We start from the raw sequence: 22,794 nt of genomic DNA on the forward strand, positions 1-22,794 counted from the left end.
CACCCCCCTTCATGCCCTTCATAGATGAAGCCGCCATCACCGTCCGCTCGGGGGACGGCGGCCGGGGATGCTTGAGCTTTCGCCGGGAGAAGTTCGTCCCCAGGGGCGGGCCCGACGGCGGCAACGGTGGCAACGGGGGAAGCGTCCTTCTCCAGGTCAGCCCCCACCTCTCCACCCTCCTCGATTTCCGATACCGGAAGATCTTCAAGGCCAAGCGGGGCCAGCACGGCATGGGGAAAAACAGGTACGGGAAGAACGCCCCCGACCTGGTCATCGCCGTCCCGCCGGGGACGATCGTCCGCGACGAGGAAACCGGGGAAGTCCTTGCCGACCTCACGAAAGAGGGGGACGCCTTCGTCGCGGCTGCCGGAGCGCGCGGGGGGCGAGGAAACTCCGCTTTTGCATCGGCCACCAACCAGGCGCCGGACCGCGCGGATCCCGGCAGGCCCGGCGTGGAACGCCGGCTGCACCTTACGCTCAAGCTGATCGCGCACATCGGGCTGGTCGGGCTGCCCAACGCCGGGAAATCGACCCTCCTGTCCAGGATCTCCCGGGCAAGGCCCAAGATCGCCGATTACCCGTTCACGACCCTTTCTCCGGTTCTGGGAGTCGTCTCGCACCGGGACGAGGAGTTCGTCGTGGCGGACCTGCCCGGGCTGATCGAAGGGGCCCATCGCGGGGCGGGACTGGGTCATCGCTTCCTGAAGCACGCCGAGCGTACCGAAGGTCTCGTACATGTGGTCGACGCCTCCCACCCCGTCGAGAGGATCGTTGAGGCAACCCACACCGTACGGGAAGAGATGGAGAAGTTCCTGCCGGAACTGGCGGGCAGGCAGACGATCCTCGCATTCAACAAGATGGACCTCCCCGGCGCGCGGGAATCCGCCGAAAAAGCCCTTGCACGGTTGAATTTCCCGGTTGCGAGCGTCTATTATATTTCCGCCGCCACCGGCGAAGGGATCGCGACCCTCCTCGACGGCATGTTGACGTTCCGGAAGAAGAGAGCACCCGATGCTACCTGACATTGCAGAACAGCGAGCGGCTTTCCTTCGTTCCCGAAAGATCCGCCGGATCATCGTGAAGCTGGGCAGCGGCACGCTGACCGACGCGTCGCTGGGCCTGCGCGAGCCGACGATCCGCTCCCTCGCGGCCCAGGTCGCAAGGATCCGGGAGTCCCGCGGCATCGACGTCGTGGTGGTCACCTCGGGAGCCATCGCCGCCGGCAGAAAGAAATTGGGCATGGCGGACCGCCCCCGCACGATCGCCCTCAAGCAGGCTGCCGCCGCCGTGGGACAGACAACGCTGATGCGGGCGTACGAGCGGGCGTTCGAGAAACGGGGATTGAAGGTCGGGCAGCTCCTCCTCACGCACGAGGACTTCGAAAACCGGGAGCGCTACCTCAACGCGAAGAACACGCTGGAGACCCTGCTCTCCCGAGGCATCGTTCCGATCATCAACGAGAACGACACGGTGGCCACCGAGGAGATCCGGCTCGGAGACAACGATCACCTGGCGGCGCTGGTGACGCAGCTGATGGGAGCGGACCTGCTGCTCCTACTGACCGACAGCGACGGGCTGTACACGCGGGATCCCCACCGCTTCCCTGATGCGAAGCGGATCCCGCTCCTTGCGAAGATCGACGACGACATCCTCCGGTCCACCGGGGTGAGAGGCGGGTCGGTGGGGACCGGAGGGATGGGATCCAAGCTCCTTGCCGCCCGGGTCGTGACCTCCTGGGGAACCCCGGTAGTCATCGCCGACGGCTTGTCGCGGCGCTCCATCCTGGACGTCCTCGACGGGAAAGAGGCCGGCACCCTGATCCTCCCCCGGGGGGAGGCCAAGGCGCGCAGCCGGAAGCTGTGGATCGCCCACGCCCTGCAGCCGCATGGAATGATCGCGGTCGACGACGGGGCGAAGAAGGTTCTCCTGGAGGGGGGAAAGAGCCTCCTGCCGGCGGGGATCCTTGGCGTTTCGGGGTCTTTTCAGAGGGGCGACGCGGTGTCCATCGGCGACCGCAGGGGGCGCGTCTTCGCCCGGGGGATCACCTCCTGGTCCAGCGAGCAGGTGACGAAGGGAATGGGCCGGAAGAGCGCGGAAGTCCGGGCGATCCTGGGGGAAGAACCCCCTGCCGAGGTGGTCCATCGCGACAACCTGACGATCCTGGCGGCGATGGGCGGGGATACTCCTCAACGCGCTGGACGGGGACACTCCTCAACATGAGACTTGAAATAGGAATGTCCCCCCCGAGAATGTCCCCGGAGGGCGGAAGATGACGACAATAAAGGATCGCGTGGAGCGGGTCTGCCGCGCGGCGAAGGAGGCGGCGGCCCGGCTCGGGAAAGCGGACTCCTCGAAGAAGAACGCGGCGCTCGCCGGGATGGCGAAGGGGCTGCGAGAGCGGTCGGATTGGCTCCAGTCGGAAAACCGGAAGGACATGGATGCGGGGAAGGCCAAGGGCCTCTCCGCCGCGATGCTCGACCGGCTCCTCCTGACCGACGCCCGGATCCGGCAGATGGCGGACGGGATCGGGGAGGTGATCGCCCTCCCCGACCCGGTCGGCGAGGTCCTGAAGATGGGACGGCGGCCCAACGGCCTCTGGGTGGGGCGGATGCGCATCCCCCTGGGCGTCATCGGGATCATTTACGAATCGCGCCCCAACGTGACGGCCGATGCGACGGCGCTGTGTGTGAAATCCGGAAACGCGGTCATCCTCCGCGGCGGGTCCGAGGCGATCCGCTCCAATACCGCCATCTCGCGTATCTTGCGGGACGCGCTCTCGGGAAGCGGCCTGCCGGCGGACGCCGTGTCGATCATCGAGCAGACCGACCGGAAGGCCATCGACTGCCTGCTTGCGGCCGAGGATTTCATCGACCTCATCATCCCCCGCGGGGGAGAGGGGCTCATCCGCAGCGTGGCGGAAAAGTCCCGCATCCCGGTGATCAAGCACTACAAGGGGGTCTGCCACATCTACGTCGACGAGGACGCCGATCTCCGGCAGGCCATCCCCGTCTGCATCAACGCGAAGGTGCAGCGCCCCGGCGTCTGCAACGCCATGGAAACGCTCCTCGTGCACGAGAAGGCCGCGCCGGAGTTTCTCCCCGCGGTGGCAGCCGAGCTGGTGAAGAGCGGCGTCGAGCTGCGCGGCTGCCCGAAGACCGTCCGCCTCGTCCCGCAGGCGAGGCCCGCATCGAAGGAGGACTGGGGGACCGAGTTTCTCGACCTGATCCTCGCGGTGAAAGTGGTCTCGTCGATGGAGGAGGCGATGGAACACATCCGCCGCTACGGCTCGCTTCACACCGAGGCGATCCTCACGAAGGACCATGCCCGGGCGATGCGGTTCGTTCGCGAGGTGGACTCCTCGCTGGTCCTCGTCAATGCCTCCACCCGCTTCAACGACGGGTTCCAGCTGGGGTTGGGGGCGGAGATCGGGATCAGCACCACCAAGATCCACGCGTTCGGCCCAATGGGCCTCGAAGAGTTGACCACGACGAAGTTCATCGCCTTCGGGGACGGCCAGGTCAGAACCTAAGTGGAATCCCCGCGGATATCGGTGGCGCTTTTCGGCGGGACGTTCGACCCCTTCCACAACGGCCACCTGCGGATGGCGATCGGGGTGAAGGAGACGTTCCGGGTCTCCCGCGTGATCCTGTTCCCGGCGCACCACCCGCCCCACAAACCGATGCAGCCCGTGTCGGAAGCACATCACCGTTTCGCGATGGTCTCGGCGGGCGCAGCCGGTCTCCCCGGGATCGAGGCATCGGACATCGAGATCCGGCGGGAGGGGCCTTCCTACTCGCTCCTCACGGTACTGGACTTCCGGCGGGCCCTGCCGGACGCACAGATTCTCTTCGTGATGGGGGCCGACTCCTTCGCAGAAGTGTCGACGTGGCACCGATACGAAGAACTTCTCTCGGCGTGCGATTTCGTCCTCCTTCCCCGCTCCGGCGCAGGCCCGGAACCCGCTCCTCCGGCGGGGTTCCGTATTGAAAAAGAGGACCCGCATTGCTATAGTTGGTTGGGAAGAAGCTACCGCCTCCCGGGCGGGCGGAGGCTGTTCTGCCCCTCGCTGCCGGCCCTGGACATCTCTTCGAGCGACATCCGCGAGAAAGTCCGGACGGGCATGTGCATCCGGGGGCTCGTTCCGCCGGAGGTGGAGCGGTACATTGTCGGCAATGGTCTTTACGTCGATCGCCCGGAGGAGCGACGGCCATAACGATTCAGGATACGCTGCTGCGGTGCGCCCGGCTGGCCCAGGAGAAAAAGGCTGCCGATATCCGCGCGCTGGACGTCCGGGAACGGGCCACATTCACCGACTTCTTCCTCCTCTGCTCGGGGACGTCCGACCGGCAGGTTTCGGCCGTCGCCCATCACATCGAGAAATCGCTCCGGAAGGACGGGGTGCGGCCGCTGGGGATCGAGGGAATCCGGGAAGGACGGTGGGTCCTTCTCGATTACGGCGATTTCGTGGTGCACGTGTTTCTTTCCAGCGTTCGGGAATTCTACAACTTCGACCGGCTGTGGGGATCGGCCCCCGAGATCCCCCTCCCCGAGGAGCATTAACCCCGGAGGACTCCGCACATGGCGGTCCGACTGCTGTTCCTGCTGTTCGTCATCATCCTGGTGGGATTTTCCTACATCTCCCTCCTGAACGGCCAGCACATCCAATTCTTCTACTCCGCCACGCGCCAGATGGAGGTCACCGTCAGCGAGCTCGCCATCCTCGCCTTCTCCCTCGGGGCGGCAATGGTCATCCTCGGCACGCTGGTCAAGGACGTGACGATGGCGTCGAAGAACTGGAAGGAACGCCGGGAGAAGCAGCGCAGGGAGGCGGCTCGCGCGCGGGTGGCCAAGGCCTCGGAGCTGTTCCAGCGGGGGATGCTCCAGGAGGCGGCGAAAGAGCTCGAGCGGAGCCTCTCCGTCAACCCGGACGACCGCGAGGCGCTCGACCTGCTCTCCTCCGTCGAGACGGAACGGGGAAATCCCCTGGAGGCCGTGAAGGCGCTGACCCGGGTCAAGCAGATCGATCCATCCGACCTGTCGGTATTCTTCCGATTGGCGAATCTCTACCGCAGGATGAACGACCTGGACAACGCCTTCTCCCTGCTCAAGGCCATCGAGGACACCGAGGGGGAAAATCCACGCGCCTGGGAAATATTGCGGGACATCCACCTCCTTCGCAAGGAGATGGTTCCCGCCTACTCGATGCAGAAGAAGATCTTGAAATACAAAGGGAAGACCGCAACTCCCGAGGACCAGGCGCTTTTCGACGCCCTCCGGTACGAGAAGGCGGTCGTCCGGATGGCGGAAGGGAAGACCGACGACGCGGAACGGCGTCTCCGGGAACTCATCAAGGACCAGCCGAAGTTCTGTGCGGCGTATACCGCGCTGTCCGAATACGTTCGGTCGCGCGGGAACCTGGCGGAAGCCACGGATCTTCTCCTCCGGGGCTATCGAGCGACTCGCAACGCGGTGTTTCTCATCAAGCTCGAAGACCTTGGCATCGAGACGGAAAGCCCCCAGTCCGTGATCGGCGTCTACACCGAGCTCCTCCAGGAATTCCCCTCGGACTTCGACATCAACCTGTTCACGGGAAAGTTTTTCCTGCGCCTGGAGATGAACGACGAGGCGGTGGAACAGTTGTTGAAGGCGGAATCGCTGGAGCCGGAGCGGGAGTCCATCAACATCCTCCTGGCGGAGGCGCTCCGGCGGAGAGGCCGTTATGAGTCCGCCTGCCAGCACTACCAGCACGCTTTCGGTTACAAGCGGCGATACCTCATTCCCTTCCGCTGCTCGAACTGCGGAAAGGCCACCATCAAGTGGGCCGACCGGTGCCCCGATTGCGGAGTCTGGAACGGCTACGCCATCGACCACGGACACAGGGAGTACGCGGCACCGGCTTCCATCCGCTGATCCCGGGGACGGGTTCACGGCGAGGCTCCTGCGGGGGCAGGCGGCGCGGTTCCTGGCCGAGTTCCGCTGCCTGACCTCGCTTTTTCCGGTTTCGGAGGGCGATCTTTCCGAAGCTTCCGTCCGAAGCTGGCCCGCATATCGCGGGGAGGAGTGCCCACGCTGCGGGGCCTTCACGGGGGACGGCTGCGCCGGCGGAACTCTCCCTTTTTGCCCTTCCTGCGCGACTCCTCCTCCCTTCGATTTCGCCCGCTCGCTGTTCGCCTACGAGGGGTGCGTCCGGGAGGGGATCCGGGCCGCGAAGTACGCCCGGAAGGCCGTTCCCGCGAAAACCCTGGCGGAACGGCTGCTGGAAGCCGTCTTCGGAAAGTGGGGCGACCGTTTTTCGGGCGGTTTCCGGCCGGTCGTCGTTCCGGTCCCGATCCTGTCGTTCAAATATTTCCAGAGGGGATTCAACCTTCCCGCGCTCGTGGGGCGGGCGATCTCGCGCCTTGCCGGTTGGCCGTTCGCGCCCCTCGTTCTCCGGAGGACCGGCGGAGAGCGTCCCCAGGTTGGGCTGCGTCTCATGGAGCGCGAGGAAAATGTGCGCGACGTCTTCCACGTCCCTCCGGGTCGGCGGCCGCCTCCGGAAATCCTCCTCCTGGATGACGTGTACACCTCGGGTGCCACAGCGAGGGCATGCGCCCGCGCCTTGAAAACGGCGGGTGCCGGGCATATAGTGGTCCTGACGGTGGCCCGCACCGTCCTCTGATTCTTCCAGGCGCACGGAGACCGGATGGTTCGCCCTTACAAGGCTGCCGTTCTGCAGTTCCGCATCGACATGGGCGCGGTGGAGGCCAACGCCGGACGGGCGTTCGCCCTCCTGCGGCGGGCCGCCGAAAGGGGCGCCGCACTTTGCGTTCTCCCGGAGATGTGGAGCACCGGCTTCGCCTACGAGCGGCTGCCCGCCCTCGCCCGCAGCACCCCGGAGATCCTGCACGACCTGCGCAAGTTCGCGTCGGAAAAACACCTGGTGATCGCCGGATCGCTTCCCGAGCGCGCAGGGAGGTACGTATACAACACGCTTTATGTCATCGATACGACCGGCGCGATCACGGGACAGTATCGAAAGACCCACCTGTTCCATCCGTCCGGAGAGCACCTTCACTTCGGGAAGGGATTCAAGGCGGAGGTGGCGCTGACCGACGTCGGGGTCATCGGCCCCCATATCTGTTATGACCTCCGCTTCCCGGAGCTCTCCCGGAAATATTTTTTGGCGGGGGCGACCCTTTTCTGTTTCAGCGCACAATGGCCCGCTGTCCGTAAAGCGCACTGGGAGCTGCTCAATGCCGCGAGGGCGGTGGAGAACCAGCTCTTCGTCGTCGCGTCCAACGCCGTTGGGCGGTCGGGGGATTTCCACTATTCGGGGGGCTCGCTCATCGTGTCCCCCTGGGGGGAACGGCTGGCATGCGCCGGCGAGGAAGAGGGGCTGGCGATGGCGTCGATCGATCCGTCCCAGGTCGCCGAGGTCAGGAGGAGGATTCCGTGCGCTCAGGACCGAAACGAACGCGCCTACCGGAAGACCCGGCAAAAAAGATAGTCCCCGCCGGCAAGGCGGCCAAGCTCTTTTCCCGCCTTCGCGGGAAGGGGAAACGGATCGTCTTCACCAACGGGTGCTTCGATATCCTGCACGCCGGTCATGCCAGATACCTGCGCAAGGCCGCTGCGCTGGGCGACGTCCTGGTCGTGGGTGTGAACGGCGACGCCTCCGTGCGAAGGCTCAAGGGAGAGGGCCGGCCCGTCCAGGCGGAAGCCGACCGGGCCTACCTGTTGGCCTCCCTCTCGTGTGTTTCCTGCGTCGTGATCTTCCGGGAGGATACCCCGGCCGCCCTGATCGAGCGCGTGATCCCCCACGTGCTGGTCAAGGGCGGGGACTGGAAAGGAAAGGATATCGTCGGCTCCGGATTCGTCAGGGAGCGCGGCGGATCCGTGCGAACGATCAGGTTCCTCGCGGGAAGGTCGACAACCGCCATCCTTCGGCGGGCGGCGTCGATCAGCGGATCTTCCGAAGGGCGGAAAGAAAGAGGGCGATCTCCTTCCGGGTCGTGAACGGCCCGGGGCTCGCGCGAACCGTTCCTTCGGGGAAGGTCCGTAGCGTCCGGTGCGAGTTGGGGGAACAGTGGAGACCCGCCCGGACGAGGATTCCGAACCGCTTCTCGAGCCGCCATCCCGTCTCCGCGGGATCCATCCCGTCCACCAGGAAGGAGAGCACGGAAGCGCAGCGGGCGGGATCCCGGGGGCCGAAGAGGGTCACGCCAGGAATCTTCTCCATCCCCTCGAGCAGGTCCGCAAGCAGCGCCAATTCCTTCTCCCGGACGCTTTCCACCCTTTTGCGCAGCAGCCAGGCGAGGGAAACGGCAAGGCCGGCGAGCCCCACGCTGTTCCGGGTCCCCGACTCGAGGGCGTCGGGGTAGAAATACGGCTGGTGGTCGGCCTCGGAGAGGCTTCCCGTTCCGCCCTCAATGAGCGGCACGAGAGACACCCCTTTCCGCACGTAGAGGAAACCGGTTCCCTGGGGGCCCAGGAGTCCTTTGTGACCGGGGGCGGCAAGGAGGTCGACGGGGAGGCCCTCGAGGTCGATCGGAAGCGCCCCCGCCGTCTGGGCGGCATCCACCAGCGTGAAGACGCCGCGCCGGTGCGCGGCCCGGACGATCTCCCCTACCGGCTGGATCGCGCCCGAAACGTTCGAAGCGTGGACCACGGCGACGAGACGCGTCGTCTGACGAATGGCGGCGACGACCTCCTTCGCGTCGACGATGCCGTCCCGGCCCGCGGCGACCACCGTCACCGAAACACCCGCCCCCTCCATTCGACGCAGCGGCCGCATTACCGAGTTGTGCTCGACGGAGGTGGTCACCACGTGGTCGCCGGCCCTGAGGATCCCCTTGATCGCCTGGTTGAGCGCGGCGGTGGCGTTCTCCGTGAAGACGAATCGGGAGCTGTCCTTCGCGCCGAACAGTTTCGCCAGCCTTTCCCGCGCGGCGAATACGTCCCTGGCGGAACGGATGGACAGGACGTGTCCCGAGCGGCCGGGATTTCCCGCTCGCCGGATGGCGGCGGCGACCGCCTCCGCCACGCCTTTGGGTTTGGGGAGGGAAGTCGCCGCGTTGTCGAGATAGACGAAGTTGCGGGGATCGGGCAGCTTAGGACTCCAGGGGGATCCGCAGGACGCGCCCCCGGGGCAGCGCCTGTCCCTCCTTCAGGTTGTTCCGCTCGGAGAGCTGTTCGGGGGTGACGCCGTACACCTTCGAGATTTTCGACAGGGTGTCTCCGCGACGGACGACATGCCGGATCTCCTTCTTCCCGCCGCGCTCGGAAGCGACGGACTTTTGCGCTGCACCGGCCCCCTTCTTCACGCGTACCGTCCGGGTCCGCCGCGCTCCGTCATCCAGCCGCTTGAGCGCCATCTCTACCTGCTCGGCGGACATCTCCTTCCCAGGTACGGCCTCCTCTTCGGAGAGGCCGGTTACCGGGATGACCAGCCGAGCGGAGCGGCCGATCTTCGGCTGTTTCATTCCGTTCAACTCCAGGAGGATGGGGACCGACGTTTGGTAGCTGTCCGCGAGGGATTTCAGGGACTCGCCTTTCTTCACGGTGTGGAGCAGAAAGGTGACCCTGGCGTTCGCCCAAATCTCCTCCATATGCTCCTCGGCGATCCTGCCGTACCCCTTGGGAAGCCGGATCTCGTAGCTCTCCTGGTTGGGCGGGGTGCAGAAACGGCGGAGTTCCGGGTTCCATTCCCGCAGGGATTCGTAAGGAACCCCGATGTGCCGTCCCAGCGTCGGCAGGTCCGTCCCGCCGGGGACGGTCACCTTGTCGAATTCTAGAGGATCCTCGTATTTCACCCCCTCGAAGCCGTACCTCTCCGGCTCCTTGGCGATGGTCAGGGCTGCGATCATCTTCGGGACGTAATCCTTCGTCTCCTGCTTCAAGTACCGGTGGCGGATCAGCTTGACGTAATCTTCGGACCTGTATCGGGTTACCGCCTTCTGGATCTTCCCTTCTCCCGCGTTGTACGCCGCGGTCGCGAGGGGCCAGGACTCGAACATCCCGTACAGATCCTTGAGGTAGGACGCTGCCGCGTGGGTCGATTTCTCGTAGTCCCTGCGCTCGTCGGCCCACCAGTCGATCCGCAGGCCGTACCGGCGGCCGGTACCGGCGATGAACTGCCAGGGCCCGGCGGCGCGCGCCACCGAGTATGCCTTCGGGGAAAACCCGCTCTCGATGAGGGCAAGGTAGATGAGATCCCCGGGAAGGCCGTACTCGGCGAGGATCTCCCGCATCATTTCCGAATACTTGCCCGACCTTGACAGATAGAGCTCGAACCTGCTTCGCCCGGCGTTCTGGAAATAGCGGATGAACTTCTCGATCCGGGCCATCAAGCCGGTGTAGAGAACGGTGTCTTTGTGCCTGCTTTCTTCCTGCGCACTGACGAAGAATCCCATCGACGAATCCGCCTCCCGCTCCTCTACACGATCCTTCGAAAGCTGGAGGTCCACCTCCCCCTGCGACAGCACGCGGTCCTGCTGCTTCTCTTCGGGAGGGGCCGAGAGGACGGCAGCCGGTTCGGGTGGGAGTTGGGAGTTTACGGCGAGCGGCTCAACCTGCCGCTGGGCGGGAAGCGCTTCCGGCTCCGGGGCCTGCAGGGATACGGCGGTGGTAACAGGGAGAGAGGCGGGGCCGGGCAACGCTTCCGGGGCCGGGACCGGCAAGGATACGGCTGCGATAACCGGGGGCGCCGCGGGAACCGCCGGTTCACCGGCGATACCCGAGTCAGAAAGTGTCACCAGGGTGACAAAAACCGTCACAACTAAAAAAGTGGGGCAATCCTTCCGCCTTCGCACACCACCCCCGGCGGCCCTGAAATAAGTATTTATTTTGATTGGCCAATTACAGTTTGTCAAGGTAAATATCCCCCCCTTCCGGAGGTCCAGCAAAACGGCGGTTCAGAATGGAATATTCTCATACTCTCCATGATCACGCAAAAGGTGGGCCGATACCGGGAGAAGTTTTGCCACCGAGAGAACCTTCCGGGCGCGAACCAGCTCCCCGGGAGGGATCCGGATGGCAAGGCCGCAATCGGAGGTAAGCCGTCTGGGGACGGGGATCAACCGCATGGCTACCCCTCCTCTTTTCAGATGTTTCTCCGCCGACAGAACCTGGTGTGTCCCCCGAAAGATCAGGATCATCTCCGGGGAGGAAGGACGCCCCAACAGGAAACCTCCCGAACCTGCTGTCAGAATTGACGATCTATTATATAGTTAATCCATGACGCTCGACGGAAACCTCTTCGGGACTCCCCCCCAGTTGAGCCTCATGGCGTGGATCGGCGTCGCGGCACTGGCAGTCAACCTCCCCTTGGGGTATCTCCGGGAAGGGACGAGGAAACTCTCCCTGATGTGGTTCGTCTACATCCATCTCTCCGTGCCCGTCATCGCCTACCTGCGGATCAGCAACCAAGTGTCCGCGTGGGCCATCCCGCCGTTTGTCGTTTGCGCCCTCATTGGCCAGATCGCGGGGGGCAGGATGCGGCGAATCCGCCAAAGGCGGACGTGAAAAAAGCAGCCAGGATATCGGATGTACTTGAAGAAGTCCTTTCCGCCCAGGGACTTTGCTCCGTCACGTGGATGGTCCGACTCTCCTCGGCGTGGCCGCAGATCGTGGGCCCGTTGCTCTCCGGGAAAACGTCCCCCGCAAGACTGAAGAACCGCGTCCTCACGGTCCTGGTCCAAAACCACGCCTGGGCGCAGGAACTCCAGTTGGGGAAACCTGCCCTGCTCGAACGGATCAACCGCATCCTGGAGAACGAAAAGGCCGAGGACATCCGGTTCGTGGTGGGGCCTCTCCCCGCAGCGGAGACGGGGGACCCGGTAGCGCCGCATGAGGGTGCAATTCCCTCCCCCGCCGACGAACCGGAAGGGGTGGCCGCCGTAGCCGACCCGGAAACAAGGAAAATCCTGCGCTCCCTTGCCCGCAAGGCTGCTTCCCGGAAACCGTAGCTTCCGGGAAACGTCACCGGATCCAGCCGAATCTCAATGGAGGTGGAAGGAGGATCAGCGATGAAGCGCTTACTGGACGTGAATCTGCGAAGGGACGAGTTCCTGAAACTCGGCGCCCTCGCGATCGGGCTCGCGCTCGTGGATCCCGGAGCCCTCTACGGCACGATACAGGCCTCGGAGAGTCCGGCCGCAGGAACGAGGACGGGCGGCGGCTCCTCACAGATCAAGTTGTATTCAGCCCAGCGGAAAGGGTACGTCATGACGGAGAAGGTAATCCGGACCGATGCCGAGTGGAAGAAGCTGCTGAGCCCCGAACAGTTCCACGTCACCCGGAAGAAAGGGACCGAAAGGGCGTTTTCGGGGCAGTACTGGGACACCAAGGAGACGGGGATCTACCAGTGCATCTGCTGCGGAAACGACCTGTTCAGCTCCGATACCAAATACGATTCCGGGACGGGATGGCCAAGCTACTGGGCCCCGGTTGCCAAGGAGAACGTCCGGACGGAGGATGACAGCAGCTTCTTCACGAAGCGGACGGAGGTGCTCTGCAGCCGGTGCGACGCCCACCTCGGCCACGTGTTCACCGACGGGCCGAAGCCGATGGGACTGCGCTACTGCATGAATTCCGCCTCTCTAAAGTTCGTCAAGGCGGGATGAGACCGCGGTAGATCCTTTCCATCTCCGGGTGGTACCGCCCGCTCGAAGCGTAGACAGTGAGGGGGGGGAGAACCGACAGTTCCGGAGGCCTGCGGCGGTTTCCTATAAAGAGGACGAGGTTGGCAGGACGGTCTGCGTACGGGTGGACGAACCGGAGCCTCTCGGGGAAAATAAGCGCGGCGGAGGCGCAGGAGAGGATTTCGGCAAGACGCTCCGGCCGACCGATCATGGAAAAGCGACCCTGCGCGGACAGGGTTCTGACTGCGGCCCCGAAAACGTCGGCCAGCTTGCACCTTGCCTCGTGGCGCGCGATCTCCTTCTGGGGGTCGGGGTTTCTCCGGCCCTCCCCCAGCCGCCGGAAAGGCGGGTTGGAGACGACGAGGTCGAACGCCCCCGGGGGAAGCTCCGGATGCGGTTCCCGGAAATCACCGTGTACCGCGGCAAGCACGCCTTCGAACCCGTTCTCTTCGATGTTCCTCCGGGCAATCTCCCATAGATCGCGTTGGATCTCCACGCCGACCCCGTGGCGCATGGAGGGGCATAGCCGAGCCAGGAGGAGCAGGACGATCCCGCAACCGGTCCCAAGGTCGAGGACCGTGCGACCGCAAACGGCGGCGGCGAAATCGGCTAAAAGAAACGCTTCGATGGAAAACCGGTAACCCCGTGCAGGTTGCCGGATCGACATCGGGGCAAAGTCGATGCGAGCGGGTCTGCCGTCGCGCAACTCCGCTTCGTTAAAAAACAGGGACGGTCCTGGCATCCTCTTTCGGTCAATCCTCCCCGGCTGTGTGACCGCGATTCCTTTGTTGTGCTGCCAAGTCGCTCTCCAGGACCGTCCCTAGACCCGTTCACCCCCGCGGGTGGAGAAGATCAGAAACCCCGTCAGGATCTTCGGGAAGAAGAACGTGGACTTCTGCGGCAGAACGTGGCCGGAGAGCGACACGCTCCGGAACTCCTCGACGGTCACCGGGTTCACAAAGAACGCGGCCTGGATCGCGCCGCCCGAGAGGTCCGACACCGCCTTGGCCGGATCCTTGTAATACTTGACGCACTGCCCAGCGGTCACAGCCTCAGGGGTGACGCCGAGCATCTGCTCCAGCAGGAAGCCGTGCAGGAGCACCACGTCCAGAGAGCGGAGCTCCGGGGGAAACTTCGCAAGGCGCTCCCCGCAGAAGCGGGCAAGATCCGGGAAGGCGATCAGGTGGAACCGGCCTCCTCCCGCGCTCCAGGCAATTGCCTTCCCCTTCCTCCCCGCAGCCTCGAGAGCCCGGATGGCGTCCTCCGGCGATCCCTTGCGGCTCTCCATGGGCAGCGCCGCACGCACCTTCGCTGCGAGCTCCTCCTCGGAAAATTCGGGAAGCGAGTGGACCCCCCGGTGCGTGGGAAGGATGACGATCCCCTTGTCGTCCATATTGCAAAGGAACATGAGGACATGCTCGTATGCGGCGTTCTCGCGGCTCCCGTGCCTCTTCCGCATTTCGTCGCGGAAGGCCAGCGCGGTCTCGTACCGGTGATGGCCGTCCGCGATGAAGACCTTCTTGTCCGCCATCTTCTTCGCCGCAGCCTTCTGGACGGCAGGGTCCGACACCGTCCACACCCGGTGCAGGACCCCCAGGTCGTCCTTCGCCACGAAATCGGGAGTCGGGGAAAGCCCCTTGCGCAGGGCGGCCAGCACCTCGTCCTTCGGGTCCGAAAACAACCCGAAGATGGGGCTCATGTTCGCGTCGGTCACTCGCATGAGGGCAAGCCGGTCCTCCTTCGGCTTCGAGAGCGTCTTTTCGTGAGGAAGCACCTCCCCCTCCCCGAAGGCGGAGAGGCGGAGCGCGCCCAGGTAGCCCTTGCGGACGAAGGTCCCCTTGCCGGGGATGGTGAACTCCTGCTCGTAGTAGTAGAAGGCGGGCCGGGAGTCCTGCACGAGCGTCCCCTCGGAGAGCCACTGGCGATAATGGGAGGCGGCTCGGGTGTACTTGTTCTCCTTCGGGCCGTCCCCCGCCTGGTCCAGGCCGAAATCCACCCAGACGATGTTGCGGGGGTGACGCTGATGGAGTGCCTTCTGCTCCTCCGGGGAGATCACGTCGTACGGCTGTGTGACCACCTTCGAGAGGTCCCCGATCTTCTTCGTGTCGTAGTGGATCCCGCGAAACGGAGCGACGATCGCCATGGCTTCACCCCTTTTTCAGAATGTCGGTGATCTCCCCGAAAGGGATCACACCTTCCCGCAGGAGGACAACGTCCTCTTCGCTCGCGCGCACGACCGTTGAGCCCGGGGACCGCTGGACCGCGGAGGCAGCCGTACCGGACGCGGGAGAGCGCCCGTCCCACAGGACCCAGTCCACTTCCCCGGTGAACTCGCGGACGATCTCCTCGGCGGTGCGCCAGTCGCCCGGATTTCCCGCCCGGTTGGCGGACGTCCCGGTGATCGCCCCTCCCAGGGACTTTGCCAGGGCCCGGGGGATGGGATGGTTCGGCACCCGGAGCCCCACGGTCCCGCTTCCGCCGGTGATCTGCGGAGGCACATCGGCCCACGCCGGCAGCACGATCGTCAAGCCCCCCGGCCAGAACGCTACCATGAGACGCAAGGCCGAGGGAGGAACGTGCTCCGCCCAGGCGGAAGCCCGCTCCGCGCGATCGAGAAGGAGAGGGATCGGCTTTCTTCCCTCGCGGCTCTTGAGGACGAGGAGTTTCCGGAGCCCCTCCTTCGAGCGCGGGTCGACCCCCAGGCCATACAGCGTGTCGGTCGGAAAGATGACCATCCCTCCGGCCTGCAGCGATTCGACTACGCCGGGGGGAAAGAAAGCAACGTTGCCTGCGTCGAAACACGCCAGTCGGGTCATGTCGCGGATGCACCGTCGAGGATGACGATGTCACCTTCCCTCTTCCCAAGGGCGCGGGATACCACGGGGCACTTGCACCGCAGAAGGAAGACGGCGTTGCGCAACTGTCCCACGAGAGTCTCGAAATTGGCTTGTCCCTTGGAAAGGACCAGGTCGGAAACCGAGAGACGGGCGCGGAATTCCGGCGGACAGAGAGCAAGGTCGGTCCCTACGCCCTGGTTCCCGTTGGAGAGGATCTCGCCGTAGCGGGACAAACCCAGCTCGATGGCCTCGGCCGCAGTCAGGTCGTCGATGACGGGGCCGCCCTTCACCCCGATCCAGACGTCCCGCCCTTCCTCCCGTCCGAGCCGCGCAAGGAGCGGCACGTCGAACGCAGCCTCCCCGGCGTTGTCGAGCAGGACACCGATCCGTTTCGCGCGGCGGATCCGCTCGAGGATCTCCCTGGGCACCCCCGCCGGCGCGGTCTTCCCGGAGAGGCCGTCGACCTCCCGCTCCATCCACTCCCGCTCGATGATCCCGAAGTCCATGACGTTGCCGAACACCGCGATCCATACGGCCGCCGCAAGCGGGTCGGGCGAGGCGGCGACGAACTCCTCGGCCCGCCTCGACACCGCCTCGAACCGCTGCAGCTCCCGCCGCTTCACCTGCCGGAACGGGTCATCGGTCCGAAGCATTTCCCGCGCGAGCGCCTGGAGGCGCGTGGCGACCCCGGCGGGGACTTCCCCATCGGAAAGCCCTGCCAGCATGGCGGACACCCGGGAGGCAAGCATCGTCCGCTCCGCATCGGAGGCGCCGTGCGCGCGTGCCGCCAGGTCCGCCTGCCGCAGGAAGCAGGGGAAGCATTCGGGGGAGAGGAAGATCATCGAACCTCTTTGGCGGACGCCGCGACGCCTTCCGCCATCTTCCGCCGCCGGTCCCTCAAGCGTTTCTTGAGCTTCGGGTCGGACAACGCAAGGATCTGCGCGGCGAGATAGGCCGCGTTCTGGGCGCCGGCCTTGCCGACCGCCATGGTGGCGACAGGCACGCCTCCCGGCATCTGGGCGGTGGAGAGGAGAGAGTCCAGCCCCAACAGGGGGGAGCTTGCCAGCGGGACCCCGATGACGGGCAGCACCGTCTCCGCCGCGACGACGCCCGCAAGATGAGCGGCGGCCCCCGCGCCGGCGATGATCACGGAGTATCCCTGCACCTCCGCCTCCCGCGCCAGCTTCTGCGTGCGCCCCGGAGAGCGGTGGGCGGACGCCACGGTCGTCGTGCAGGGGACCCCGAGCGCGGACAGGGTGTGGGAAACTTCTCCCATCACCTCCGCGTCGGACTTGCTGCCCATGAGGATGAGAACTTTGCCGGCCATGAAGCTTATACTCCGCCCCGCAGGAGTGCCTTCTTCCCGATGTCGCTCCGGTAGTACGCCCCCTCCCACTGGATCTTCTCCACCGCGCGGTACCCCCGCTCGATGGCGGTACGGATATTATCGTCGACTGCAGTGACGCCCAGCACGCGCCCGCCGTTGTTCACCAGCAGGCCGTCCTTAAAGGCCGTTCCCGCCTGGAACACCTGAACGCCGCCCAGCTTCTCCGCCTCCTCGATGCCGGAGATGGGGAATCCCTTCCTGTAGGCTCCCGGGTAACCTGCGGAGGCCATCACGATGCATACGGTAGGCCGGGGATCGATATCCATTCCTGCGTCGGTCAGCTTCCCCTGCGCGCACTGGATGAGGAGAGGGACGAGGTCGCTTTTCAGGCGCATGAAGAGCGGCTGCGCCTCGGGATCGCCGAACCGGACGTTGAACTCGAGCACCTTCGGCTCTCCTCGCTCGATCATGAGCCCTCCGTAAAGGATCCCGCGGAACGGCATCCCTTCGGCCCGCATGCCGGCGAGGAGCGGTTTGAAGATTTTCTCCATGGCCTTCTTCTCCACCTCGGGCGACACCACCGGCGCCGGGGAGTACGCCCCCATCCCGCCCGTGTTGGGCCCCGTGTCGCCGTCGCCGATCCGCTTGTGGTCCTGCGACGTGGGCAGAGGAACGATCTTCTCGCCGTCGGTGAAGACGATGTACGATGCCTCTTCGCCCGTCAGGCAGTCCTCCACGACGACCCTCTCCCCGGCGGTGCCGAAGACCCGCTTTTCCATCACGTCCCGCAGAAACGTGACCGCTTCCTCGTACGTTCCGGCGACCGCCACGCCCTTGCCTGCCGCCAATCCGTCCGCCTTGATCACGACGGGAAGGCGATGGGTCAGCACGAACTGCTCTGCGTCGTCATAGTCGTCGAACACCCGGAAAGCGGCCGTCGGGATCCCGTACCTGGCCATGATGTTCTTCGTGAACACCTTGGAGCCCTCCAGTTGCGCGGCGGCACGGCTCGGGCCGCACACCAGGAGCCCCTCCTTCGCCAGCAGGTCGGTGAGACCTGCTACCAGAGGGGCCTCGGGCCCCACGACGGTCAGATCGATCCGGTTCCCCACCGTGAACTCCCGCAGCCTCTCGAGGTCGTCGGAGGCCACCGGTACGAGTTCGGCATGTTTCGCCATCCCGGGGTTTCCCGGCGCCGCGTAGATCCTGTCCACCAGAGGGCTCTGGGCGATCTTCCAGACCAGCGCGTGCTCCCGCCCGCCGCTTCCCACCACCAGGACTTTCAGGCCCACTCATTCCCTCCTTTTATCGGGGACATCCCCGGTTTTGTGCTTCATATCGCGAGGAGTGTCCCCGCCCGCTAATGCCGGAAGTGCCGGACCCCGGTGAACACCATCGCCATCCCGTGCTCATCGGCAGCGGCAATCACTTCCCCGTCGCGCACCGACCCGCCCGGCTGGATGGCCGCCGTCGCGCCCGCGGAGGCGGCAACGTCGAGACCGTCCCGGAAGGGGAAGAAGGCGTCGGAGGCCGCGACCGTACCCTTCGTCGGCCGCTGCGCCTTCATCCCCGCGATCCTTGCCGAGTCCACCCGGCTCATCTGGCCCGCTCCCACGCCGACCGTCCGGTCCTTCAGGGCGTACACGATGGCGTTGGACTTGACGTGCTTGCAGACCTTCCAGGCGAACTGCAGGGCCTCGAGCTCGTCGGCCGTGGGCGCCCGCTTCGTCACGACCTTGAGATCCTGGTCATTGAGGACGTGCCGGTCCCGGCTCTGCAGGAGGAGGCCGCCGCTCACCTTCTTCATCTCGTGGCCCGCCTCCGCGCACCAGCGAAACTCGCCCCCGGTTTCCAGCACCCGGAGGTTCGCCTTGACGGAGAGGATCTTCCGGGCCGCCTTGTCGAAGGAGGGGGCGATGACCGCTTCGAAGAAGGTGGCCGCCACTTCCCTGGCCGTCTCGGATCCGACCGGGCGGTTGAACCCGATCACCCCGCCGTAGGCGGAAACGGGGTCGCACTCCCTCGCCTTCTTGAAGGCGTCGACCAGCCTTCGTTTCGATATCCCCACGCCGGAGGGGTTGGTATGCTTGAGGATGGCAGCCGCCGGCCCGGAGAACTCCATGACCAGCTGCAGGGCCGCGTCGATATCCACGATGTTGTTGTAGGAGAGCTCCTTTCCCTGGAGCTGCCGCGCACCGCCGAGCGTCGGCTCCGGGGGGAGCGAGAGGTCCGCGTAGAAGGCGGCCGTCTGGTGCGGGTTCTCCCCGTAGCGGAGGGACTGGCGCCGGAGCCACTGGGCGGTGAAGGTCACCGGGAACTCGTCGAGGCCGTTCTCGCCGCGCCCCAGGTAGTTGGAGATCGCGGCGTCGTAGGCCGCAGTGAGGGCGAAGGCCTTCCGACCCAGCTCCGTGTGCGTCTGTGGGTCCAGGTTGCCGTTCCCCTTCTTCAGCTTCGCCAGGAGGTCCGGGTAGTCCGCCGGGTCGCAGACCACCGCAACGTACTGGCAGTTCTTGGCCGCGGAGCGGAGCATCGACGGCCCCCCGATGTCGATGTTCTCGATCGCTTCGCCGCGCGTGCATCCCGGCTTCGCGATCGTGGCCTCGAAGGGATAGAGGTTGACGACCACCATGTCGATCGGAACGATGTCGTGGGCTTCGATCGTCTTCAGGTGCGCGGGGTTGTCCCGGAGCGCGAGGATCCCCCCGTGGATCTTCGGATTGAGCGTCTTCACACGGCCGTCGAGCATCTCCGGGAAGCCGGTGTATTCCTCGATGAGTCGAACCGGGATCTTCTTCTCCTTCAACAGCTTCGCCGTCCCCCCCGAGGCGTACAGCTCCACGCCGAGTCGCGAAACTCCCTTCGCGAACTCGACCACGCCCGTTTTGTCCGACACGCTCAAAATCGCCCGATGGATTCTCGCCATGGTACGCTTCCCTCTCGCGTCTTTTCCCGTATTGTGATCGAACGCCCGCTACGGCCGGATCGGGACGGCTCCCAGCAGGGTCTTCAAGTCCTCGTCCGCGAATTTGATCCCGAATCCGAAGAAGAACGTCCTCAGGTTGTTCTCGCTGTTGAGGATATCGTCCACCCCGCCGGTGATGAAAAGGTTTTTGACGATATCATAGTTGCCATACGCTTTCAAATGCGGATGCCGCCCAGTTCTCCCCCCGAAATCGAAGGCGTCCAGACCCACGGTGAGTCGGTCCTTGAACACCTCGTAATCGGCGCCGACCCCCCCCGTCGACTCCATGACTCCCCCCTTGATCGTCAAGCCGGAGAACCGCTTCGCGACGAGCGCGGTCAACGTAAGCTTGTTGGTAAAGGACTCCGTGCGCGACCGGGTCGTCACCCCGTTGACGGTCGACGTGGTGTCGCTGGTGTCGAGCTTCCCGCGAGGATCGTCGACGATCCCGAGGAGGTAATATTTGTCGGCGGAAGGCTGAAGCCGCAGGTTCGCGAAGTGCTTGTACTCGGAGGGGCCGGTCTGGTATTCGAGCCGGTAGTCCAGGAACGTTTTGAGGGATTCGGTTTTCCGGACATACCGGTTGATCCCTTCCAGGGTGTCGTTGAGCGAGCCCACGGTGGTGTTGTCGTTCACCAGTTTCCCGAGGGTCCCTTCCCCTCGCTCGATCTTGGCCAGCACCTTCTCCGCGGAGGAGAGGACGTTGTCCAGCTTGGCGGAGGCCAGTTTCAGGTTCGCGATGCTCTCCCGGATGTTCTCCCGGTTCTCGCCGAACACTCCGCTGACCTGGTCGCCCATCGCTTCGAGCTTCTTCGCAAGGCCGGGGGTCTGCTCCTTGAGCGTCTGGGAGAACTCCCGCAGGTTGGCGATGGTGACCCGCAGGTTCTCCTTGTTGTCCGAGGAGATGTCCTTGAGGTCCCCGGAGAACCGGTCGACGTTGGCCAGGATCCGGGCCAGGGCCTTTTTTCCCTCCTCCGTCCCGATCGTGCCGGAGAGGGTCGCGGTGAAGCTCTTGACGTCGTCGGCAATGAGGGAGAGTTTCCGGATGACTTCGTCCAGGTTCAGCGGCGGCTGGGTATTGGCGATCCGGCCGCCCGGAGGGAGCATCTGCTCCGTCTGCCTGCCCGGCAGGATCTCCACGTATTTCTCTCCGAGAAGCCCCTGGGTCTGGATCGACGCCATGGAGTCGACGGGGATGTGTTTGTCCCTGTCGATTCGCAGCACGAGTCTCGCCCGGTTGCCCTCGAGCCGGATCTCCTCCACCTTCCCCACCGGGACCCCCGCCATCTTCACGTTCGCCTTGGGCTCCAGCCCCGCTGCGGTCTCGAAGTCCACGGTGAGCTTGTACCCCTTTTCCGCGATCCCCCCCCACTTGCTGACGCGGAACGTGAAGTACGTGAGGATCACCAGCCCCAGCACCACGAAGATCCCCACCTTCGCTTCTCTGGACATCAATGCTCCTCCTGCCCCCGGGGTTCGCCCGACCGGTGGACAAAGCGGACGAACTCCTCGTGCTCGGCCGTGATGGGCCCCTGGGCGCGCCCTTCCACGAACTGGGAGACCACAGGGTTGGCGGTCTGCCGGATCTGGTCCGGCGTCCCCACCTCGATGATCTTTCCTTTATACAACATGGCGATGAAATCCGCGATCTTGTAGGCCGATGCCATGTCGTGCGTGATGGAGATCGAGGTCACGCCGAGCGACTCCCGCAGCCGGATGACCAGGTCGTTGATGACGTCCGCCATGATGGGGTCCAGGCCGGTCGTCGGCTCGTCATACAGGAGAATCTCGGGCTCCGAGGCGATGGCGCGGGCCAGACCGACCCGCTTCTTCATCCCGCCCGACAGTTCCGAGGGCATCAGGTGCTGGAGGTCGCGCAGCCCCACCAGGGCGAGCTTCTCCTCCACCACGTTCGGGATCTGGTGCTCCGGATACCGGTGGAGCCGTCGCAAGGCGAACGCCACGTTGTCCCCCACGTTCATCGAGTCGAACAGCGCCGAACCCTGGAACAGCATGCCGAATTTCATCCGGACCCGGATCAGCTCGCGCTCGTCCATCTTCGTCACGTCCTCGCCGTCGATCCGGATCTCCCCAGCGTCCGCCCGCAGGAGCCCCACCACGCACTTGATGAGCACCGACTTGCCCGTGCCGCTGCCGCCGATGACGACCGTATTCTTCCCCCGGGGCACGGTCAGGTCGAGACCGTCGAGGACGACGTTCTTCCCGAACCGCTTGCACAACCCGTGGATCTCGATCGTCGGCACCCGGCGCCTCCCGCTAGAACATGAACGACGTCATGAAGTAGTCCGAGATGAGCACCACCATCGAGGAGGCCACCACCGCCCGCGTCGTTGCCCGCCCCACGCCCTCGGCGCCCCCCTCTGCGATGAAGCCGTTGTAGCAGGAGATGAGGGCGATCAGAAAGCCGAAGACGGCGGCCTTGATAAGACCGGTATAGATGTCCTTGAACTCAAGGTACTGGTAGGTCTTGTTGACGTAAACATACGGGTTGGCGCCGAGAAGGTACACGGCGACGAAGTACCCGCCGAGGATCCCCACGAGGTCCGCGAAGACGACCAGGATCGGCAGGACCACCGTGGAGGCGACCACGCGAGGGATCACGAGGTACTTCACGGGGTTCGTGGCCAGAGTCACAAGAGCGTCGATCTGCTCCGTGACCTTCATCGTCCCAAGCTCCGCCGCCATGGCCGCCCCGACGCGCCCGGAGACCATGAGCCCGGCGAACACCGGTCCGAGCTCCCGCGTGATGGAGAGGGCCACCACCGACCCGACAAGGCTGGTCGCCTGAAATCGCTGGAAGCCCGACCAGCTCTGGAGGGAAATGACCATGCCGGTGAACGTCGCCGTCACGAGGACGACCGGCATCGACCGGATCCCCACCTCCTCCATCTGCTTCACGATGTTCCGTATTTCCGACGGCGGACGGAACAGCCAGGTGAGGCACTGCAGGAAGAGGACGAAGACGTTCCCCAAGTCCTCGACCATCCGGAACACCCGGGTCCCGAACTTCTCCAGGACCACGGAGAG

26 protein-coding genes are annotated in these 22,794 nt (G+C 65.0%); 12 read left to right on the forward strand and 14 right to left on the reverse strand.

Going from position 1 to position 22,794, the window contains the following annotated elements; genetic code table 11:
• Window positions 1–11 precede the first annotated feature (11 nt).
• Genes A2Z13_02245 through A2Z13_02270 form a run of 6 tightly spaced genes read left to right on the forward strand, consistent with a single transcriptional unit; the run spans window position 12 to window position 5,910 of the window.
• Complete coding sequence (locus tag A2Z13_02245) at window positions 12–1,022, forward strand: GTPase ObgE (protein ID OGP80448.1); 1,011 nt, start codon at window positions 12–14, stop codon at window positions 1,020–1,022.
• Window positions 1,012–2,220, forward strand: coding sequence for a glutamate 5-kinase (locus A2Z13_02250; GenBank protein OGP80449.1), 1,209 nt, complete (start codon window positions 1,012–1,014; stop codon window positions 2,218–2,220). The genes A2Z13_02245 and A2Z13_02250 overlap by 11 nt, the downstream gene beginning before the upstream one ends.
• Window positions 2,221–2,269: 49 nt before the next feature.
• Window positions 2,270–3,529, forward strand: coding sequence for a glutamate-5-semialdehyde dehydrogenase (locus A2Z13_02255; GenBank protein OGP80450.1), 1,260 nt, complete (start codon window positions 2,270–2,272; stop codon window positions 3,527–3,529).
• 15 nt (window positions 3,530–3,544) lie between these two features.
• The gene (locus A2Z13_02260; protein OGP80475.1) at window positions 3,545–4,213 is read left to right on the forward strand and encodes a nicotinate (nicotinamide) nucleotide adenylyltransferase; all 669 of its coding nucleotides are present in this window, start codon (window positions 3,545–3,547) and stop codon (window positions 4,211–4,213) included.
• Window positions 4,210–4,560, forward strand: a complete 351-nt coding sequence (locus A2Z13_02265) for a ribosome silencing factor (GenBank protein OGP80476.1) — start codon at window positions 4,210–4,212, stop codon at window positions 4,558–4,560. The genes A2Z13_02260 and A2Z13_02265 overlap by 4 nt, the downstream gene beginning before the upstream one ends.
• Window positions 4,561–4,578: 18 nt before the next feature.
• Window positions 4,579–5,910 (forward strand): hypothetical protein, encoded by a 1,332-nt coding sequence (locus A2Z13_02270; protein OGP80451.1) that lies wholly within the window; start codon window positions 4,579–4,581, stop codon window positions 5,908–5,910.
• Window positions 5,911–6,171: 261 nt separating this feature from the next.
• Here A2Z13_02270 and A2Z13_02275 read toward each other — a convergent pair whose 3' ends face one another.
• Window positions 6,172–6,363: a hypothetical protein gene (locus A2Z13_02275; protein OGP80452.1), complete on the reverse strand. Its 192-nt coding sequence runs from the start codon at window positions 6,361–6,363 to the stop codon at window positions 6,172–6,174.
• 109 nt (window positions 6,364–6,472) lie between these two features.
• On the opposite strand from A2Z13_02275, the gene A2Z13_02280 reads away from it, so the two are divergent.
• Genes A2Z13_02280 through A2Z13_02290 form a run of 3 tightly spaced genes read left to right on the forward strand, consistent with a single transcriptional unit; the run spans window position 6,473 to window position 7,995 of the window.
• Window positions 6,473–6,658 carry a hypothetical protein gene (locus tag A2Z13_02280; protein ID OGP80453.1) on the forward strand — a complete coding sequence of 62 codons (186 nt, stop codon included), beginning with the start codon at window positions 6,473–6,475 and terminating at the stop codon, window positions 6,656–6,658.
• A gap of 24 nt (window positions 6,659–6,682) precedes the next feature.
• Window positions 6,683–7,486, forward strand: coding sequence for a hypothetical protein (locus A2Z13_02285; protein OGP80454.1), 804 nt, complete (start codon window positions 6,683–6,685; stop codon window positions 7,484–7,486).
• Window positions 7,432–7,995, forward strand: a complete 564-nt coding sequence (locus tag A2Z13_02290; GenBank protein OGP80455.1) for a hypothetical protein — start codon at window positions 7,432–7,434, stop codon at window positions 7,993–7,995. The genes A2Z13_02285 and A2Z13_02290 overlap by 55 nt, the downstream gene beginning before the upstream one ends.
• Here the strand turns inward: A2Z13_02290 and A2Z13_02295 are convergent.
• The 3 genes from A2Z13_02295 to A2Z13_02305 all read right to left on the reverse strand — a co-directional run bounded on the left by A2Z13_02295 (window position 7,940) and on the right by A2Z13_02305 (window position 11,159).
• Complete coding sequence (locus A2Z13_02295) at window positions 7,940–9,088, reverse strand: cysteine desulfurase (protein ID OGP80456.1); 1,149 nt, start codon at window positions 9,086–9,088, stop codon at window positions 7,940–7,942. The two genes, A2Z13_02290 and A2Z13_02295, sit on opposite strands and share 56 nt — an antisense overlap.
• A 1-nt stretch (window position 9,089) precedes the next feature.
• Window positions 9,090–10,658 (reverse strand): hypothetical protein, encoded by a 1,569-nt coding sequence (locus A2Z13_02300; protein OGP80457.1) that lies wholly within the window; start codon window positions 10,656–10,658, stop codon window positions 9,090–9,092.
• Between the two features lie 234 nt (window positions 10,659–10,892).
• Complete coding sequence (locus A2Z13_02305) at window positions 10,893–11,159, reverse strand: hypothetical protein (protein ID OGP80458.1); 267 nt, start codon at window positions 11,157–11,159, stop codon at window positions 10,893–10,895.
• A gap of 103 nt (window positions 11,160–11,262) precedes the next feature.
• Here A2Z13_02305 and A2Z13_02310 point away from each other — a divergent pair, with 103 nt between their 5' ends.
• The 3 genes from A2Z13_02310 to A2Z13_02320 all read left to right on the forward strand — a co-directional run bounded on the left by A2Z13_02310 (window position 11,263) and on the right by A2Z13_02320 (window position 12,602).
• Entirely contained in the window at window positions 11,263–11,502 is a 240-nt protein-coding gene (locus tag A2Z13_02310) for a hypothetical protein (GenBank protein ID OGP80477.1), read from the forward strand.
• Window positions 11,499–11,945 carry a hypothetical protein gene (locus A2Z13_02315; protein ID OGP80459.1) on the forward strand — a complete coding sequence of 149 codons (447 nt, stop codon included), beginning with the start codon at window positions 11,499–11,501 and terminating at the stop codon, window positions 11,943–11,945. Before A2Z13_02310 ends, A2Z13_02315 begins: the two co-directional genes overlap by 4 nt.
• 258 nt (window positions 11,946–12,203) lie before the next feature.
• Entirely contained in the window at window positions 12,204–12,602 is a 399-nt protein-coding gene (locus tag A2Z13_02320; GenBank protein OGP80478.1) for a peptide-methionine (R)-S-oxide reductase, read from the forward strand.
• Here the strand turns inward: A2Z13_02320 and A2Z13_02325 are convergent.
• The 10 genes from A2Z13_02325 to A2Z13_02370 form a co-directional block, all read right to left on the reverse strand.
• A complete protein-coding gene (locus A2Z13_02325) occupies window positions 12,589–13,287 on the reverse strand; it encodes a hypothetical protein (GenBank protein OGP80460.1) in 699 nt (232 codons plus the stop codon). The two genes, A2Z13_02320 and A2Z13_02325, sit on opposite strands and share 14 nt — an antisense overlap.
• A gap of 153 nt (window positions 13,288–13,440) precedes the next feature.
• Window positions 13,441–14,763: a hypothetical protein gene (locus A2Z13_02330; protein OGP80461.1), complete on the reverse strand. Its 1,323-nt coding sequence runs from the start codon at window positions 14,761–14,763 to the stop codon at window positions 13,441–13,443.
• Between the two features lie 4 nt (window positions 14,764–14,767).
• Window positions 14,768–15,436 (reverse strand): threonylcarbamoyl-AMP synthase, encoded by a 669-nt coding sequence (locus A2Z13_02335; protein OGP80462.1) that lies wholly within the window; start codon window positions 15,434–15,436, stop codon window positions 14,768–14,770.
• Complete coding sequence (locus A2Z13_02340) at window positions 15,433–16,299, reverse strand: hypothetical protein (protein OGP80463.1); 867 nt, start codon at window positions 16,297–16,299, stop codon at window positions 15,433–15,435. The genes A2Z13_02335 and A2Z13_02340 overlap by 4 nt, the downstream gene beginning before the upstream one ends.
• Window positions 16,296–16,784, reverse strand: coding sequence for a 5-(carboxyamino)imidazole ribonucleotide mutase (locus A2Z13_02345; GenBank protein OGP80464.1), 489 nt, complete (start codon window positions 16,782–16,784; stop codon window positions 16,296–16,298). The genes A2Z13_02340 and A2Z13_02345 overlap by 4 nt, the downstream gene beginning before the upstream one ends.
• A 5-nt stretch (window positions 16,785–16,789) precedes the next feature.
• Complete coding sequence (locus A2Z13_02350) at window positions 16,790–18,070, reverse strand: phosphoribosylamine--glycine ligase (protein OGP80479.1); 1,281 nt, start codon at window positions 18,068–18,070, stop codon at window positions 16,790–16,792.
• A gap of 74 nt (window positions 18,071–18,144) precedes the next feature.
• Complete coding sequence (locus A2Z13_02355) at window positions 18,145–19,707, reverse strand: bifunctional phosphoribosylaminoimidazolecarboxamide formyltransferase/IMP cyclohydrolase (protein ID OGP80465.1); 1,563 nt, start codon at window positions 19,705–19,707, stop codon at window positions 18,145–18,147.
• A gap of 48 nt (window positions 19,708–19,755) precedes the next feature.
• On the reverse strand, window positions 19,756–21,198 hold the full coding sequence (locus A2Z13_02360; protein OGP80466.1) for a hypothetical protein: 1,443 nt from the start codon (window positions 21,196–21,198) through the stop codon (window positions 19,756–19,758).
• Window positions 21,198–22,010 carry an ABC transporter ATP-binding protein gene (locus A2Z13_02365; GenBank protein ID OGP80467.1) on the reverse strand — a complete coding sequence of 271 codons (813 nt, stop codon included), beginning with the start codon at window positions 22,008–22,010 and terminating at the stop codon, window positions 21,198–21,200. Before A2Z13_02365 ends, A2Z13_02360 begins: the two co-directional genes overlap by 1 nt.
• A gap of 13 nt (window positions 22,011–22,023) precedes the next feature.
• A complete protein-coding gene (locus A2Z13_02370; GenBank protein ID OGP80480.1) occupies window positions 22,024–22,752 on the reverse strand; it encodes an ABC transporter permease in 729 nt (242 codons plus the stop codon).
• Window positions 22,753–22,794 lie beyond the last annotated feature (42 nt).

The sequence above is a fragment of the Deltaproteobacteria bacterium RBG_16_64_85 genome, from assembly GCA_001798885.1.
Taxonomy (GTDB): Bacteria; Desulfobacterota; Deferrimicrobia; order Deferrimicrobiales; family Deferrimicrobiaceae; genus FEB-35.